This window comes from Neisseria mucosa (genome assembly GCA_003028315.1).
Lineage (GTDB): Bacteria > Pseudomonadota > Gammaproteobacteria > Burkholderiales > Neisseriaceae > Neisseria > Neisseria mucosa.
The window spans coordinates 2,580,365-2,596,310 of sequence record CP028150.1; the positions used below are offsets into that span (position 1 = coordinate 2,580,365).

A 15,946-nucleotide genomic window follows, 5' to 3' on the forward strand; every position below is an offset into this window, starting at 1 on the left:
TCTCATGAAAAAGGTCGTCTGAAAATGCGTAAAAGGGGATGGATTATTGGCTGTCGTGTTCGAACAGGCGTTTGCGTGCCAATGCTTCGAACTCGGTACCTGCCTTGCCGTAATTGGCAAAGGGATGAATGGCGATGCCGCCGCGCGGTGTGAATTCGCCGAAAACTTCGATGTATTTCGGATCCATCAGGGCAATCAGGTCTTTCATGATGATGTTGACGCAGTCTTCATGGAAATCGCCGTGGTTGCGGAAGCTGAAGAGGTAGAGTTTCAGGGATTTGCTTTCCACCATTTTGATGTGTGGGATGTAGCGGATGTAGATGGTGGCAAAGTCGGGCTGCCCGGTCATGGGGCAGAGGCTGGTGAATTCGGGGCAGACGAACTTGACGAAATAGTCGTTGTCGGGATGTTTGTTGTCGAATGCTTCAAGAATTTCGGGAGCATAGCCGGTCGGATATTGGGTTTTTTGATTGCCCAAAAGAGAGATGCCTTGCAGCTCTTCGGTATTGCGGGACATGAGGGTTTCCTTAGTTTTTTAATGTGGGAGGTTTTCGAACCACGAAAGGCGGATTGTAATATAAGGCAGGGGTGATGTGTAACCTTTATGCAGCATCGGGGATCGTCTGAAGCTATTTGCAATTAAACGATTTGAATTGTAACCGCAATTTTAAAAAATGATTAAAAATGTAATTTTTCAAATGATTGCTTTATTTTCAGCTTATTTCTGTCAACTGCGGGTAAATGAGGCTATGTGGTAAGAACTAAGCAGGTATATGAAAGTTCTAAGAGTCGGTTTGATGGAAGACAAAAGTTGGTAGTTCGCCCGAATGCAAAATAATGTTTTATGCATAAAAAGTACCACTCGTTATTAACTTTAACCGATTGTCAGATTTTCATCAGAAGAATAGTCAATTAGATTAGTATGTTCACATAAAATAAATATTTGGTATTTTTATTCAATGATTTTTTCATCGTTGCTTCCGTCGGAAGGGCGCAGCGATTGAAGTTGGTAATTAAGAGGAATAAACCATGAGTTTTTCACAAACCGATTTGACCACGGCATTAAAAACCCTATCTGACCGCCTGCCTCATTTTTCCGAGCAGCAGACTAGGGCAGGGCGGATGTTGCGGGTTGTAACCGAACGCCTCAGTTCGCATTTGAATGATAATCTGAAAGTATATGGCATTAATGAAAACCTCTGGTTTGCCTTGATGGCGGTTTACGTCAGCCCGAACAGTGAAATTTTACCATCACGCTTGAGTGATTTGATGGATCTGACCCGTACCAGCGCGACCAGATTGTCGGACGAAATGGTCAGCCGGGGCTGGGTTGCACGCTATATCAACCAGCAGGACCGCCGTCAGATTGTGCTAAAATTGACCCCCGAAGGTGAGGTTTTTATCCAAAAAGTATGGCCGCAGGTTTCCAGTACGAGCCAAGAGGCTTGGAAAGATTTCACCGATGAAGATTACAACCAGTTGCAATATTTGTTGGGTAAGCTGCTGCGCCGGCTGGAGGGCTGATAAAGCGGATGCAGGATGTGGCGGATACCGATAATAAAACGGAGTATTCCATGAAAGCCAATCCCTACAAACAGGGAATCTGTATCGCTACCGCCATTCTACTTTCTGCCTGCGCTCAATTCGGTAAACAGGCTCCTTTGGAAGAACCTACCAATTACGGGCTATCTGAAGGTAAGTCTGCAGCCATGGTTCAAGATGCGTGGTGGATGCAACTGAACGACCCAAAACTTAACCAATTAGTTGCACTCTCTATCCGTAATGCTCCCGATTTGCGTATTGCTAAGGCGCGCTTCGAACAAGCACAAGCGCAGCTGGGAATCACTGAAGCCGCAAGCAAAATGCAAATCGGGTTGTCCGTGCGAGGGGTGGGAGCATATGTTGCCCCTAAGCCTTCATCTGGTCATATTGATACTGATCATACCTTATTATTGGCAAATACTGCTTTACAGGGTACTTGGTCGTTTGACTTCTGGGGTAAAAACCGGAAACAGGCCGCATCAATATTAGGAAAGCGAAAGGCCATTCTATACGAGGCTCATCAAACGCGTATTGATATCGCCAATGCGGTTGCATCACAATATTTCACATGGCAGATGTTGTTAATACAACAAAATCTATTATCCGAGCGTATGGAAACTGCAGACAAGATGCAGCAACTGATACGCAGAAGGATTAATGCCCGCCTGGCTTCTGCAGAATCGCTTTATCCGGTTGAAATGCAACAGCAAAGTATGCAGTTGGAAAAACTGGAGTTGGAGCGCCGAATTGCTAAAGTGCGTCATGCTTTAGCAATATTAAGCGGGACAACCCCTGACGGTTTATCTTTGTATATGCCTGAAAAAATGGCAGCAGTTCCTGTTGTTCCAATCAATAAAATCCATGCAGATTTATTGGGCTCCCGCCCGGATATTGCGTCACAAAAAGCTATGTTGGAATCTCGGTTCAATACGGTTAAAGCGACAGAAGCTGAGTTCTATCCCAATATAGAACTCAAAGTTTTGGCAGGTCTGGCACATATTGATGCTTTTAATGTTGTACGAGGGCGTACATCGGGTATGATCGGCGTACTTCCTGCCTTAAATCTGCCAATTTTTACTTCAGGAGCATTACAATCTAAGTTGGCAGGGCGGCGTGCCGAATATAATGAACAGGTAGCCCTTTATGACCGTACTGTTTTAAATGCCATGCGTGCTGCTGCCGATGCGGTTGTTGATTATCAAAATATGCAGAAACGACAAAGCATTTGGGAAAAAATGCAGGAAACTGCAGAAAGAACAGTCCGTAATGCGAATAGTCGTGTCAATGCGGGATTAGATAATGGTCTATCTGCTCTGCAAAAACAGAACGAACTTCTCCAATTAAAAATGCAGAAAGCACAATATCAAGCTGAGTCATTGATTGCATGGAGCAATTTAAATACCCAATTGGGCGGAGGGTTTAAGCTTGAACCTTTGGGACGGAATGTCTCAAAAAAAAGTACAGGTAAAAAGATACGCTGAGGAAATTAATGGCAGCTTGTTAATCAAGCTGCCATTTTTGTTTTCTCTTGATTGCTAATAGAGTATAAGTGGATTGGTAAAAACTAGGGAATGTAAAGACAGTTTTATAGAAATGCCAATATGATCCTCAACCAACGTACTATATTAGTTTTCCCTTTGGTGTATTTGAACCATAGGGATAGATTGTTTAGGAGCGATGACTAGGTTTCAAATCATGTTTTGCTTGAGAAAAACACAAAACCCGTTACTTAAAAGCAGCGGGTTTTGTGTTTTTCGGTTTTGAGTATCTGATATAAGGGGAACAGTATGTCTCGTATATGCGCACTCCGATAAGATAGGAAAATGAAGAGGGGGATCGTTGTTTAATGACTCGAAGCAGGACGGCATCCGAGTAATTGGTATTATATAATAATAGTAATTATTATCAATAACAAATTTTTAAAATTAAGATAACTTTTTGAAAGATATGAAAATTATTTTTTGGGGTTGAGTGAAGGTCAAAGTAAAAGATAAAAATATTAGGTATCTGGTTGATTTTATTGGTGTCGAATAAGATATTCTGAGCAGCCATTGGTTTGTTGGCGTACGGTATGAGACCTTTGCAAAAAAGCCTTTCCCCAAACAACCGAAACCCCAACACAGATTTTCGGCTGTTTTCGTTTCAAATATTCACCGATTTTACCCAAATACCCCCTTAATCCTCCCCGGATACCCCATAATCAGGCATCCGGGCCGCCTTTTAGGCGGCAACAGGCAAACTTAGCCTGTTAGCCGCTTTCAACAGGTTTAAACACATCGCCTTCAGATGGCTTTGTGCACTCACTTTAATCAGTCCGAAATAGGCTGCCCGGGCGTAGCGGAATTTACGGTGCAGCGTCCCAAAGCTTTGTTCGACCACATAACGGGTCTTCGACAAATATCGGTTACGTTTGGTTTGCGCTTCCGTCAGTGGACGGTTGCGGCAGGCTTTGCGCATAATGCCGTCTAACAACTGATGCTCTTTCAGATGTTGCCGGTTTTCCTTACTGTCATAGCCTTTGTCGGCATAGACGGTCGTACCTTCGGCAATGCCTTCCAACAAAGGGGACAGATGGTTGCACTCATGGGTATTGGCGGGGGTGATGTGCAGTTTCTCGATATAGCCTTCCTCATCGGTACGGGTATGTTGTTTGTAACCGAGTTTGTAGAGGCCGTTTTTCTTTGTCCAGCGGGCATCTTTATCCTTACTCGGTGTGGTTTGGCCGCTGACTTGTCCTTCCTCGTCGACTTCTATGGCCTGACGCTGTTTGCTGCCGGCGGTCTGAATAATGGTGGCGTCAATGACGGCGGCGGATGCTTTCTCTACTTTTAGGTTTTTTTCGGCCAGTTGTCGGTTAATCAGTTCCAGCAATTCGGACAGGGTGTCGTCTTGCGCCAGCCAGTTGCGGTAGCGGCATAAGGTGCTGTAATCGGGGATGCTCAGTTCGTCAAAACGGCAAAACAGGTTGAAATCGATGCGGGTGATGAGGCTGTGTTCGAGTTCGGGATCGGAGAGGCTGTGCCATTGTCCGAGCAGGACGGCTTTGAACATGGACAACAGGGGATAGGCGGGACGGCCGCGGTGGTCTCTAAGGTAACGGGTTCTTTGACGATTCAGGTACTGTTCGATAGGCTGCCAATCAATCACCTGATCCAACTTCAATAGTGGGAAGCGGTCGATGTGTTTGGCAATCATGGCTTGTGCGGTTTGCCGGAAGAAGGTGCTCATGGGAAATCCCCTAAATGTCTTGGTGGGAATTTAGGGGATTTTGGGGAATTTTGCAAAGGTCTCGGTATGTATTAATTAGAAGGTGGGGTTTAGAAAGCAAATATCATTTTTTAAATAGCAGATTCTTATGAGTCTGATGGGGCTTGATTGTATCAAGTAGGGCTCTTTAATCTATCTAAATATTATCCTTAAAATAAAGCGGCCTTGCTACTTTAATGACAAGACCGCTTTATTTTCAGTAATTTAAAATTTTGATTTTAGAATAAGGAGTCTAACTGTTTATTATTGCCGGTATTGCTTGGCAAAACCGGTTCTTCTTGTAACTCTTGGCGCCCAGGGCGGCTAGAGTTTTGGGTATCAGACATATTATTGTCAGAAGGTTGACGAGTACGTCTAGATGGTTGAGTGGTCGGGTGTGGTGCTACTCCACCGTTTTCTAAGGCTAAATCGGAGCTGGTAGTCAGTCGTTCCTTCATATAATACTCACCACCATTAGAAACTATGCCTTCAGGTGCCTTCATGCCTTTGTTTTCAGTGCCTTTGAGGGCGTAACGCATATAATCTACCCAGACTGGAACTGCAATCGTACCACCGTAGCCGGCACGCCCCATGCTGCGGGGCTTGTCAAAACCAACATAAACAGCAGTTACCACTTTAGGATTGAAACCGACAAACCATGCATCTTTGTTGTCATTGGTTGTTCCGGTTTTTCCGGCAATATCGCTTCGACCTAATGCTGATGCACCTCGAGCAGTACCTGCACGAACTACATCTTGCATAATTTTATACATGATATATGCGTTTCGAGGGTCAATCGCCTGAGGAGCATTTTCTCCGGCAATTAAGGGTTGCATCTGTGCTTTCAGACGACCTTGGCTATCGTAGATTTTGTCAATCACATAAGCTGAGATTTTATATCCGCCATTAGCAAAAACACTATATGCTTCTGCAATACGGAGTGGAGTGGTTTCTCCAGTACCTAAAGCCATTGATAAACTTGCGGGAAGTTCAGACGGTTTGAAACCAAAACGTTGGGCATATTGCTGGGTATATCCAATTCCGATAGACATCAGGATGCGGATAGAAACCATATTTTTCGATGCGGTTAATGCTTGGCGCAATGTAATATAACCAGAATAACGCCCATCTGAATTTTTGGGTGACCACACGCTACCATTTGCTCCTTTTCCTGGTAGGGATATTGGGGCATCATTGATCATGGTTGAGGCTGTCATGCCTTTAGCTAATGCAGCGGAATATACAAAAGGCTTGAATGTTGAACCAGGTTGGCGCATGGCCTGAGTTGCTCGGTTAAAAGTTTTGCTATGATAGTCATAGCCACCAACTAATGCTTGAACAGCCCCGGTTTTGGCATCTAAAGATACTAATGCACCTTGCAATAAAGGTTCTTGTACAACAGTCCAGCCATTACCAATATTTTTCACTCTGATGACAGAGCCGCGTCGAATACGGTCTTCTCCCATTTTTTCATTATTAACCGCTTTGGCTGCAAAACCTAACGATTTAGCGTCAAGAGTCATTTTACGGCCATTGGGTAGTTGGATTTGTACTGCTTTCCGGGAAGCTTCCAATACAACCGCAGGAACCATTTTATCCACAGTATATAAAGTAGATAAATATTGGCTGACTGTTTCTTCAACATCATCTGTTTTGCTGAGGTCAATATAATTTTCCGCTCCTCTGTAACTGCTGCCTCGGTCAAAGTTTCTTAAGACTTTGCGCAATGCTTCGGTAGCAACACGCTGATTTGCGGTATTTACGGTTGTATAAACGTGAAAACCTTGAGTGTAGGCTTCTTCGCCATATTTTTCATATAGTTCTTGACGAACCATTTCTGCTACATACAACGCGTTTTGATCAATTTTTTGTACAAATCGCTCATAATGTAATTCTTCTTTTAATGCGTCGTCACGTTGCTGAGACGTAATCATCCCTTCTTCCAGCATATTATTCAGGATATAAGTTTGCCGCAGTTTGGCGCGTTCAGGATTCACAATGGGATTATATGCAGAAGGAGCCTTAGGTAGGCCGGCCAGCATGGCAGCCTCGGCCAAAGTCAAATCCTTAACATTTTTGTTGAAATAAATCTGCGCTGCCGAAGCAAACCCGTAAGCACGCTGCCCCAAGTAAATTTGGTTGAAGTAAAGCTCTAAAATCTTATCCTTGCTCAAGGATTGTTCAATTTTATAGGCTAAAAGTGCTTCATTAAATTTTCGGGTAAATGTACGTTCACTGCTTAAATAGAAGTTTTTGGCAACCTGTTGCGTAATAGTGCTTGCACCAGATTGAACGCCTCCCGCAACGATATTACTAATCGCTGCTCGGGCAATGCCCCAAACATCTACGCCCCAATGTTCGTAAAAGCGTTTGTCTTCTGCGGCAATAACCGCGTTCTTGAGAATATCGGGGAAGTCGTTGATTTTGGTAAATTCACGCCGTTGCTCACCATAGACGCCAATAATTTGCCCGTCTGCCGAGTAAATGGTCAATGGCATTTTGGGTTGGTAGTGTTGTAAGGAGTCTAAGGGGGGGAGTTTGGGGTAGGTTACTAAAATTGCTATAGCAATCAATCCAGTAGTAAAAATTGCTAGGCCTAACATCAAACCGATACAGGTTGTTATAATCTTTTTAATCATGACTAGGTAATAATTTTGCCATTATTGGTATTAAATAAAGTAAAATAGATATCGATTTCTATAAAACACGGCATTTCTCGTGTAAAGAGGAAGTCCTTTACGGATATCGAAACAGTTACTCACTCCTAATAATACAGGGAAATCTTATGATTGGCTTGTCAAAAAACCCTAAAAATACAACTGGTAAGGCTGGAAAGTCCTCTTCAGGGTTAAGCAACCGTTCTTCCATCGGCATCGATATTAGTCAGCATGCCATCAAGATGGTTCAGCTGTCAGGGCGTAGTTTAAACCAAATTCAGTTGGAAAAATACGTTATTACTAAATTACCTAAAAATATTGTAAAAGGTAACAAAATTCAAGATTACGACCAGCTTGTTACTTATTTGCAACATGCATATTCGCAATTACGCAGTTCTTGCAAGAATATTATTGCAGCTATCCCTCAAGGATTGGCGACGATCGAGCAAGTGGTTTATTCACAAAAAGATACTGAGTTGGATTTGGATGAATTTGCAGAATCTGAAATCTCCTCGATCGGGCCTATCGATGAAATAAACTATGATTATCAGGTCGTAGGTGCGTCTGTTATTCCAGCAGGGCAGCAGATTTTGACGGTTGCAGCGCGTAAGGATGATGTTGAGCCTATGATCGAAATGTTTGAGGGGGCGGGATTGTCCTTATCGGCGTTAGATTTAGATTTATTGGCGCAGCATAATGCCTTCGTATTTTGGATTAACCAGTACGCTCCTGAATTAACAAATGAAAAAGTTGCTATATTTGGGATTTATGCAACACAGATGTATGCGCTGATTATTCAGAATGGGCAAATTCTATACAAGCAGGAAATGCCTGTAAGTACTGAGCAATTGAACCAGTTGATTCAACGTACATATCAGGTTACAGAAGAAAAAGCTGCTCAAATGATGGTATCTACGAGCAAGCCAACTGATTATCAAACACAAATCGCAGACCGCTTCAATGTTCAAGTGGCTCAGGAAGTGCAAAGAGTACTACAGTTTTATTACACCACACAGCCGACAGATGCTTTTTCGAATGTGAAGCATATTTTATTAACTGGTTCTGCATCACAACAGACTGGTTTGGCTGAAAGCATTTTTTCGCAGACAAATACAGCGACACAATGTATTCAACCAGTTACATATGTGGAGCGAGGTGGTAAGGTCGATTTGTCACAGTTACAAGTTGATGCTTCTGCTTTGACACTTGCATTTGGATTAGCATTAAGGGGATTGTAATATGACTGAATTAATTAAAATTAACCTTCTTCCATATAGAGAAGAAATTAAGCAACGTAAAAGACAGCAATTTAAAATTTTGATGCTTTCTTCGTTATTAATAGGAGTTGGTTTATCTGCAATAGCTTATTTAGCGATCAATAATGCTATTAGTGATCAAGAAAGTAGGAATGCATTTTTGGAAGCAGAAATTACCAAGTTAGATAATGATTTAGGAGAAATAAAAAAATTACAGCAGGAAAAAGAAAACTTCTTGGCTAAAAAGCAAAAAGTCGAGGAGTTGCAAGAAAAACGCTCCCAAGCTGCATATATCATCGACAGTTTGAATGTGGTTATTCCAGATAATACTTATATCACATCTCTTGATGCAGAAAATCCGACCTCTTATAAGATTACAGGCCGAGCGATTAGCGATAATAAAATTGCCATGTTTATGCGGTCTTTGCCAAGTACAGGTATTTTTATGCAGCCAGAACTCTTGGAAATTAAGAAAATTGATAATTATCAAGAGTTCAATATTAAATCTATGATTGGTTCCTCGAGTATTCCAGTCAAGTCGGAGAGAGAAGTAATTAATGATGATTCGACGAAAGCACAGAACGGGGAGGAAAAGTAAATGGCCTCAGCTAAAGTAAAAAATTTGGATATTCAGAATTTATATTTGTTGAATCCTGCTGCAAAGTTTGTATTAGCTGCGTTAGCGATTGCAGGAGTATTGGCTGTTGGTTATGCAGCAGTATTTCGTGAACAGCTGGAAACACTCTCAACCCAAGAGGAAAGGGAAGTCGAGTTAAAGGAAACATATACGAAAAAGAGCATTGAGGCTGCAAGTTTAGATAACTTGAAAGCCGAATTAGCCTCTATTCGTTCTTCATTTGACATCTTGTTAAAACAGCTGCCGACTGATGCTGAAATTCCTACTTTGATTCAAGAATTGCACCAGGCAGGTTCAGCAAACGGCCTTCGTTTAGATAGTGTAATTCCACAGGTTCCAGTCAATGATGGGCCGATACAGAAGTTGCCGTATGAAATATCGATTACGGGCAAATATAATCAGATTAATCAATTTGCTAGAGATGTTGGTGGGTTGTCGCGGATTATTACATTAGAGTCGTTAAAAATATCGCATGTCTCAGATGGTAAAAATAGCAAAGATATTAAAAACGATACTTTGATACTCAGAGCAATTGCGACGACGTATAAAGCCCGCCCAGCAGATGAAGTAGCAGCAGAACTTGCCACTCAGCAGAGTCAGGCACAGGGGAATTCAGAAAATGGCCAAGCCAATTCTGAACAAAAATAATAAATGATAGGAAAATCATGAAAAATAAAATTTTCTTACTTACAAGTATCCTGTCATTGACGGGGTGTACACCGGCATATGACGATTTGAATGAGTGGATGACTAAGACACGTCAGGATGCTAAGTCTCATATCATTCCATTTGAGGCTCCGGTAGTGAACCCTCCGGCTGTTTATAATCCACCAGCTTACAGTGGTTTAAATGCATTCGATTTTCGACGGTTGGATAATGCACCTAAAGGTAGCAACGCTCCAAATCCCAATCGCCCAAAAGAAGCATTGGAAGCATTCAGTTTAGAAAATATGCGGTACGTAGGGATGCTGAGCAATGGCAGTAAAACTGTCGGTTTTATTGATGTAAATGGACATGTCTATACAGTTTATCCGGGGAACTATATCGGACAAAATTATGGAAAAATCCAAAGCATTACTGATGATTTGATTGTTTTGACAGAGTTGGTTGAGGATAGTTCGGGCAATTGGATTTATCGAAAGGCGGAATTGCCATTAAGCAATAATGCTGAAAATAGTTCAAATGATGCCAGTAATGCTTCAGCAACGAATTCAAACTAATTTAAGGGGTCTCACTTCATGAAAACTAAGAATATGACGAAATTATTTGCCGGCATCAGTATGATTGCAGCAGCACAAATTGCATTGGCTGGTAATATTACTGATATTAATGTATCAACTTTGCCGGATAGTCAAAAAATTATCAAAATCCGTTTTGACCGGGATGTGATTAGCCCGAGCGGCTTTGTTACATCCACTCCGTCCCGAATTGCCTTGGATTTTACCAAAACAAATATTCAATTGGCTCAACCTGTATTGGAATACGCGGATCCTTTGTTAAATCAAATTACTGCGGCTCAGAATAATGACCGATCTCGCATTGTTTTGGGATTGAATAAAGCGGCGCAATATAATACCGAAGTCCATGGTAATGAAGTATGGGTATTCGTTACAGAATCATCTGATCGAACCACAACTTCTACGGCTATTTCAAATAATGCAAATGCACGTCAGAAGGCAGGCTCGTCTGAAGCAGTTAAACAAACGGTAAATTCAGCTAATATTGACTTCAGGAAGGGTGCACATAACTCAGGTATTGTGGAATTGAATGCGCCTGATTTCACAGGAAAACCTGAAGTGAAGCAACAACGTGATCGGGTTATTATTACTCTGAAAAATTATCCGTTGCCGACACAAGCGCAACGCAGTTTGGATGTTGCCGATTTCAGTACACCGGTTAAAAATATTACGTTAAAACGTATTGGAAATGATGCTCAACTCATTATTCGCAATAATGGTAATTGGGATTTCAATACCAAAGCTGCAAATGGTCAATTTGCTTTTGAAGTAATGCCTAAGTCCGCAAGTACGGAATCAAGTGGGCTGAATGCAAATCCAAACAAATCTTTCCGCGGCCGTAAAATTTCCCTGGACTTCCAAGATGTTGAAGTACGTACCATTTTGCAAATCCTTGCGAAGGAGTCAGGGGTTAATATCGTAGCCAGTGATTCTGTGAATGGCAAAATGACACTTTCTTTAAAAGATGTGCCTTGGGATCAGGCTTTGGATTTGGTTATGCAGGCGCGTAATTTGGATATGCGCCGACAAGGCAATATTATCAATATCGCACCTCGTGATGAATTGTTGGCTAAAGATAAGGCTTTCTTGCAGGCGGAGAAAGAGATTGCCGAACTGGGGCCTTTATATTCCCAAACTTTCCAATTGAAGTATAAGAATGTAGAAGAGTTCCGGAAAATTTTGCGTTTGGACGACAACAATAGTGGAAACTCCAATGGTAGAAATACCTTGTTGAGCGGCCGTGGCAGTGCGCTGATTGATCCTGCAACGAATACTTTGATTATTACGGATAATCGAAATGTTGTAGAAAAATTCCGTAAGTTGATTGAGGAATTGGATGTACCGACTCGTCAAGTTATGGTTGAAGCCCGTATCGTTGAAGCAAAAGACGGTTTTTCGCGTGATTTGGGCGTGAAATTCGGTGTCGCAGGTTCCAAAGGACGCAACGCTTGGGGTAACTCTTGGAGTAATGCGCAAGATAACCATAATACTAATTCGGCTGTTTTGCGAGGTGATGCAAATTACCGTACATGGTCTTTGCAACCGAATATTAGCCTGCCTGCGGCAGCGGCGACTAATAATATTGCTTTGGTGCGAGCTTTGTCATCGGGTGCATTAGGTTTGGAAATTTCTGCTTCGGAAGCTACCGGTAAAAGTAAGACCATTTCTAATCCGCGTGTCCTGACACAAGACCGTAGAGAAGCTACTATTGAGTCTGGTACTGAAATTCCGTATCAGGAGGCATCTTCCAGTGGTGCAACCTCGGTATCGTTCAAAAAAGCCGTGCTGGGCTTAACGGTAACGCCGAATGTAACGCCTGATGGTCAAGTTATCATGACTGTAAAAATTACCAAGGATACACCGCAAGACTGTACAGTGGACTCTTTGATTACGAAATGTATTCAGACTAAAAACTTGAATACTCAGGCAATGGTGGAAGATGGTGGTACGTTGATCGTTGGTGGCATCTACGAAGAAGATAATAGCGATACGATTAACAAAGTACCATTATTGGGCGATTTGCCAGTGGTGGGTAATTTGTTCAAGTCCCGTGCGAAAAAAGAAGAACGTCGTGAATTGCTGGTTTTCATCACTCCGCGAATTATGGATGGTGTAGGCAGCAATCTCCGCTACTAAAATTGGAAAAGGCGTATGCTTGGAAGGGTATATGCCTTTTTTAATTGATACGAAGTAGGTAGGGAGTTTTAGGGTTTTTTGAGATCTTTGCAAAAATAGTCTGTTAGCAAAATTTATAGTCAATTAAAAATAAAATAGTACAATACTCAACTTTGAAGGTCTAACCATGGCATACTCTGCGGACTTAAGAAACAAAGCTTTAAACTATTACGAACAATGCAAAAACATCAGCCAAACCGCAGCAACGTTTAACTTGTCAAGAAACACGCTTTACCTGTGGATTCGCCTTAAAAAACAAACAGGCAGCCTAAAACATCAAGTTACCGGTCTAAATGCCGTCAAATTGGATAGGCAAAAACTGGCTCAATATGTTGGGCAACACCCGGATGCCTATCTGCATGAAATCGCCAAACATTTTGATTGTACGCCAGCCGCCGTTTGCTATGCACTCAAACAGATGGGGATGACGCGCAAAAAAAGACCACCACTTACAAAGAACAAGACCCGGCCAAAGTAACGCATTATTTGACACAGCTGGCCGAATTTTCCGACTACCAACGTGTTTATTTGGATGAAACAGGATTTGACCGCTACCTGTTCCGTCCCTATGCCCGCAGCCTGAAAGGGCAAATAGTGAAAGCGCAGATAAGTGGAAAAAGATACCGACGCTTATCTCTGGTGTCCGCACAAGTCGGCAACCGGCTGATTGCTCCGATGGTTTATCAAAATACGATGACCGGGGTCTTTTTTGAAGCGTGGTTTCAGCAATGCCTACTGCCTGCATTGACTCAAAAATCGGTGATTATTTTAGATAATGCGCGATTTCACCGTATGGGTGTTTTACGGGAAATGGCGGAAAAATGGGGACATAAGGTATTGCCTCTTGCACCTTATTCACCTGAGCTCAATCCGATTGAGAAGGTGTGGGCGAATATTAAGCGGTATCTGCGAACCGTATTGTCTGATTACGCCCGATTTGACGATGCGTTACTGTCCTATTTTGATTTTAATTAACTATAAATTCTTTGCCTAGATATACCCCTGTTTAATAAATTTTATATGTATTGTTTGGTATTCAAAAAAGGTCGTGAAAAGGTCGTCTGAAAAATTTCAGACGACCTGGGTTTATTAGAAGAATAGAAAATTCCTGATATCGGTATAAATAAGGTTGCCAATTAAAAAGGTTAGTGGGTATAAGACTAAATTTGTGTGTGAGGAAGTGGTGATGAATCGATGTGAACTGTATTTAGTTAGTGATGTTGTTGAAAGCGGAAGGATTGGTAAGCTTCATGTAGGGGATGATCAAGAAGATATTTGCCAAGAAATCAAAGGTTTTGTATTAAACCCTATGAGGATTTCTAAAAAATCAAAAATATTTTTAGATAATTATGAAAATATAATGTTCTCGTTAGAAAATAAAAAAATAATCTGTATGCAGATAAATTTTGAGAACAAAAATGCCAAATCTGTAGTTTTAAATGATTTGTTTTCAGATTTTTCCGGTATTGATGACTGGCTAAATTTTGCTGAAAAGTACAATTGGCTATGTGAGAAGAACTCTTCAATATATGTATTTAGAAAAAATAATGTTTTTATCTATGTGAATGATCAGGGTATGCTTCATTTGATATCCGTTTATTAGGCTGTTGATTTATCTAAACTTTAATTAATGTTTGGAGACCTTTGCAAAATTCCCCAAAATCCCCTAAATTCCCATCAAGACATTTAGGGGATTTTCCATGAGCACCTTCTTCCAGCAAACCGCACAAGCCATGATCGCCAAACACATCGACCGCTTCCCACTATTGAAGTTGGATCAGGTGATTGATTGGCAACCGATCGAACAATACCTGAACCGTCAAAGAACCCGTTACCTTAGAGACCACCGTGGACGTCCCGCCTATCCCCTGTTGTCCATGTTCAAAGCCGTCCTGCTCGGACAATGGCACAGCCTCTCCGATCCCGAACTCGAACACAGCCTCATCACCCGCATCGATTTCAACCTGTTTTGCCGTTTTGACGAACTGAGCATCCCCGATTACAGCACCTTATGCCGCTACCGCAACTGGCTGGCGCAAGACGACACCCTGTCCGAATTGCTGGAACTGATTAACCGACAACTGGCCGAAAAAAACCTAAAATTAGAGAAGGCATCCGCCGCCGTCATTGATGCCACCATTATTCAGACTGCCGGCAGCAAACAGCGTCAGGCCATAGAAGTCGACGAGGAAGGACAAGTCAGCGGACAAACCACACCGAGTAAGGACAAAGATGCCCGTTGGACAAAGAAAAACGGCCTCTACAAACTCGGTTACAAACAACATACCCGTACCGATGAGGAAGGCTATAGTCAATTAAAATCAAAATAGGACAGTAGCGCATCGTCAAATCGGGCGTAATCAGACAATACGGTTCGCAGATACCGCTTAATATTCGCCCACACCTTCTCAATCGGGTTGAGCTCAGGTGAATAAGGTGCAAGAGGCAATACCTTATGTCCCCATTTTTCCGCCATTTCCCGTAAGACACCCATACGGTGAAATCGCGCATTATCTAAAATAATCACCGATTTTTGAGTCAATGCGGGCAGTAGGCATTGCTGAAACCACGCTTCAAAAAAGACTCCGGTCATCGTATTTTGATAAACCATCGGAGCAATCAGCCGGTTGCCGACTTGTGCGGACACCAGAGATAAGCGTCGGTATCTTTTTCCACTTATCTGCGCTTTCACTATTTGCCCTTTCAGGCTGCGGGCATAGGGACGGAACAGGTAGCGGTCAAATCCTGTTTCATCCAAATAAACACGTTGGTAGTCGGAAAATTCGGCCAGCTGTGTCAAATAATGCGTTACTTTGGCCGGGTCTTGTTCTTTGTAAGTGGTGGTCTTTTTTTGCGCGTCATCCCCATCTGTTTGAGTGCATAGCAAACGGCGGCTGGCGTACAATCAAAATGTTTGGCGATTTCATGCAGATAGGCATCCGGGTGTTGCCCAACATATTGAGCCAGTTTTTGCCTATCCAATTTGACGGCATTTAGACCGGTAACTTGATGTTTTAGGCTGCCTGTTTGTTTTTTAAGGCGAATCCACAGGTAAAGCGTGTTTCTTGACAAGTTAAACGTTGCTGCGGTTTGGCTGATGTTTTTGCATTGTTCGTAATAGTTTAAAGCTTTGTTTCTTAAGTCCGCAGAGTATGCCATGGTTAGACCTTCAAAGTTGAGTATTGTACTATTTTA

The 15,946-nt window shown here is 42.2% G+C and carries 13 protein-coding genes, 2 pseudogenes and 1 riboswitch; of the genes and pseudogenes, 11 read left to right on the forward strand and 4 right to left on the reverse strand.

The window, feature by feature from the left end; genetic code table 11:
* Positions 1 to 43: 43 nt before the first annotated feature.
* A complete protein-coding gene (locus NM96_13060) occupies positions 44 to 517 on the reverse strand; it encodes an NADPH-dependent 7-cyano-7-deazaguanine reductase QueF (protein ID AVR80113.1) in 474 nt (157 codons plus the stop codon).
* 4 nt (positions 518 to 521) lie between these two features.
* Positions 522 to 566: riboswitch (PreQ1 riboswitch) on the reverse strand.
* Between the two features lie 463 nt (positions 567 to 1,029).
* Here NM96_13060 and NM96_13065 point away from each other — a divergent pair.
* The 3 genes and pseudogenes from NM96_13065 to NM96_13075 all read left to right on the forward strand — a co-directional run bounded on the left by NM96_13065 (position 1,030) and on the right by NM96_13075 (position 3,794).
* Positions 1,030 to 1,524: a MarR family transcriptional regulator gene (locus tag NM96_13065; protein AVR80114.1), complete on the forward strand. Its 495-nt coding sequence runs from the start codon at positions 1,030 to 1,032 to the stop codon at positions 1,522 to 1,524.
* A 50-nt stretch (positions 1,525 to 1,574) separates the two neighbouring features.
* A complete protein-coding gene (locus NM96_13070) occupies positions 1,575 to 3,023 on the forward strand; it encodes a hypothetical protein (GenBank protein ID AVR80115.1) in 1,449 nt (482 codons plus the stop codon).
* A gap of 621 nt (positions 3,024 to 3,644) precedes the next feature.
* A pseudogene (locus NM96_13075) lies at positions 3,645 to 3,794 on the forward strand (IS110 family transposase).
* Here NM96_13075 and NM96_13080 read toward each other — a convergent pair.
* Both NM96_13080 and NM96_13085 read right to left on the reverse strand, forming a co-directional pair.
* Positions 3,763 to 4,770 (reverse strand): IS5/IS1182 family transposase, encoded by a 1,008-nt coding sequence (locus tag NM96_13080; protein AVR80116.1) that lies wholly within the window; start codon positions 4,768 to 4,770, stop codon positions 3,763 to 3,765. The pseudogene NM96_13075 and the gene NM96_13080 overlap by 32 nt on opposite strands.
* A gap of 257 nt (positions 4,771 to 5,027) precedes the next feature.
* Positions 5,028 to 7,427, reverse strand: a complete 2,400-nt coding sequence (locus NM96_13085) for a penicillin-binding protein 1A (protein AVR80117.1) — start codon at positions 7,425 to 7,427, stop codon at positions 5,028 to 5,030.
* A 146-nt stretch (positions 7,428 to 7,573) separates the two neighbouring features.
* On the opposite strand from NM96_13085, the gene NM96_13090 reads away from it, so the two are divergent.
* The 8 genes and pseudogenes from NM96_13090 (at position 7,574) to NM96_13125 (ending at position 15,060) form a co-directional block, all read left to right on the forward strand.
* Positions 7,574 to 8,683, forward strand: a complete 1,110-nt coding sequence (locus NM96_13090) for a pilus assembly protein PilM (GenBank protein AVR80118.1) — start codon at positions 7,574 to 7,576, stop codon at positions 8,681 to 8,683.
* A gap of 1 nt (position 8,684) precedes the next feature.
* Positions 8,685 to 9,299: a pilus assembly protein PilP gene (locus NM96_13095; protein ID AVR80119.1), complete on the forward strand. Its 615-nt coding sequence runs from the start codon at positions 8,685 to 8,687 to the stop codon at positions 9,297 to 9,299.
* Positions 9,300 to 9,986: a pilus assembly protein PilO gene (locus NM96_13100; protein AVR80120.1), complete on the forward strand. Its 687-nt coding sequence runs from the start codon at positions 9,300 to 9,302 to the stop codon at positions 9,984 to 9,986.
* Between the two features lie 17 nt (positions 9,987 to 10,003).
* Positions 10,004 to 10,558 (forward strand): pilin assembly protein, encoded by a 555-nt coding sequence (locus tag NM96_13105; GenBank protein AVR80121.1) that lies wholly within the window; start codon positions 10,004 to 10,006, stop codon positions 10,556 to 10,558.
* A gap of 18 nt (positions 10,559 to 10,576) precedes the next feature.
* Positions 10,577 to 12,712, forward strand: coding sequence for a type IV pilus secretin PilQ (locus tag NM96_13110; GenBank protein ID AVR80122.1), 2,136 nt, complete (start codon positions 10,577 to 10,579; stop codon positions 12,710 to 12,712).
* A 166-nt stretch (positions 12,713 to 12,878) separates the two neighbouring features.
* Positions 12,879 to 13,726, forward strand: a protein-coding gene (locus NM96_13115) for an IS630 family transposase (GenBank protein AVR80123.1) whose coding sequence is annotated in 2 segments (ribosomal slippage) — positions 12,879 to 13,194 and positions 13,194 to 13,726 — 849 coding nt in all. Because the reading frame shifts where the segments join, the coding sequence is not laid out codon by codon here.
* A gap of 211 nt (positions 13,727 to 13,937) precedes the next feature.
* Positions 13,938 to 14,354, forward strand: coding sequence for a DNA modification methylase (locus NM96_13120; protein AVR80124.1), 417 nt, complete (start codon positions 13,938 to 13,940; stop codon positions 14,352 to 14,354).
* Between the two features lie 97 nt (positions 14,355 to 14,451).
* Positions 14,452 to 15,060: pseudogene (locus tag NM96_13125) on the forward strand (IS5/IS1182 family transposase).
* 2 nt (positions 15,061 to 15,062) lie between these two features.
* Here NM96_13125 and NM96_13130 read toward each other — a convergent pair.
* Positions 15,063 to 15,910 (reverse strand): IS630 family transposase gene (locus NM96_13130; GenBank protein ID AVR80125.1). Its coding sequence is split into 2 segments (ribosomal slippage): positions 15,063 to 15,595 and positions 15,595 to 15,910, totalling 849 coding nucleotides; the frame shifts between segments, so codons are not numbered across the junction.
* Positions 15,911 to 15,946: the final 36 nt, after the last annotated feature.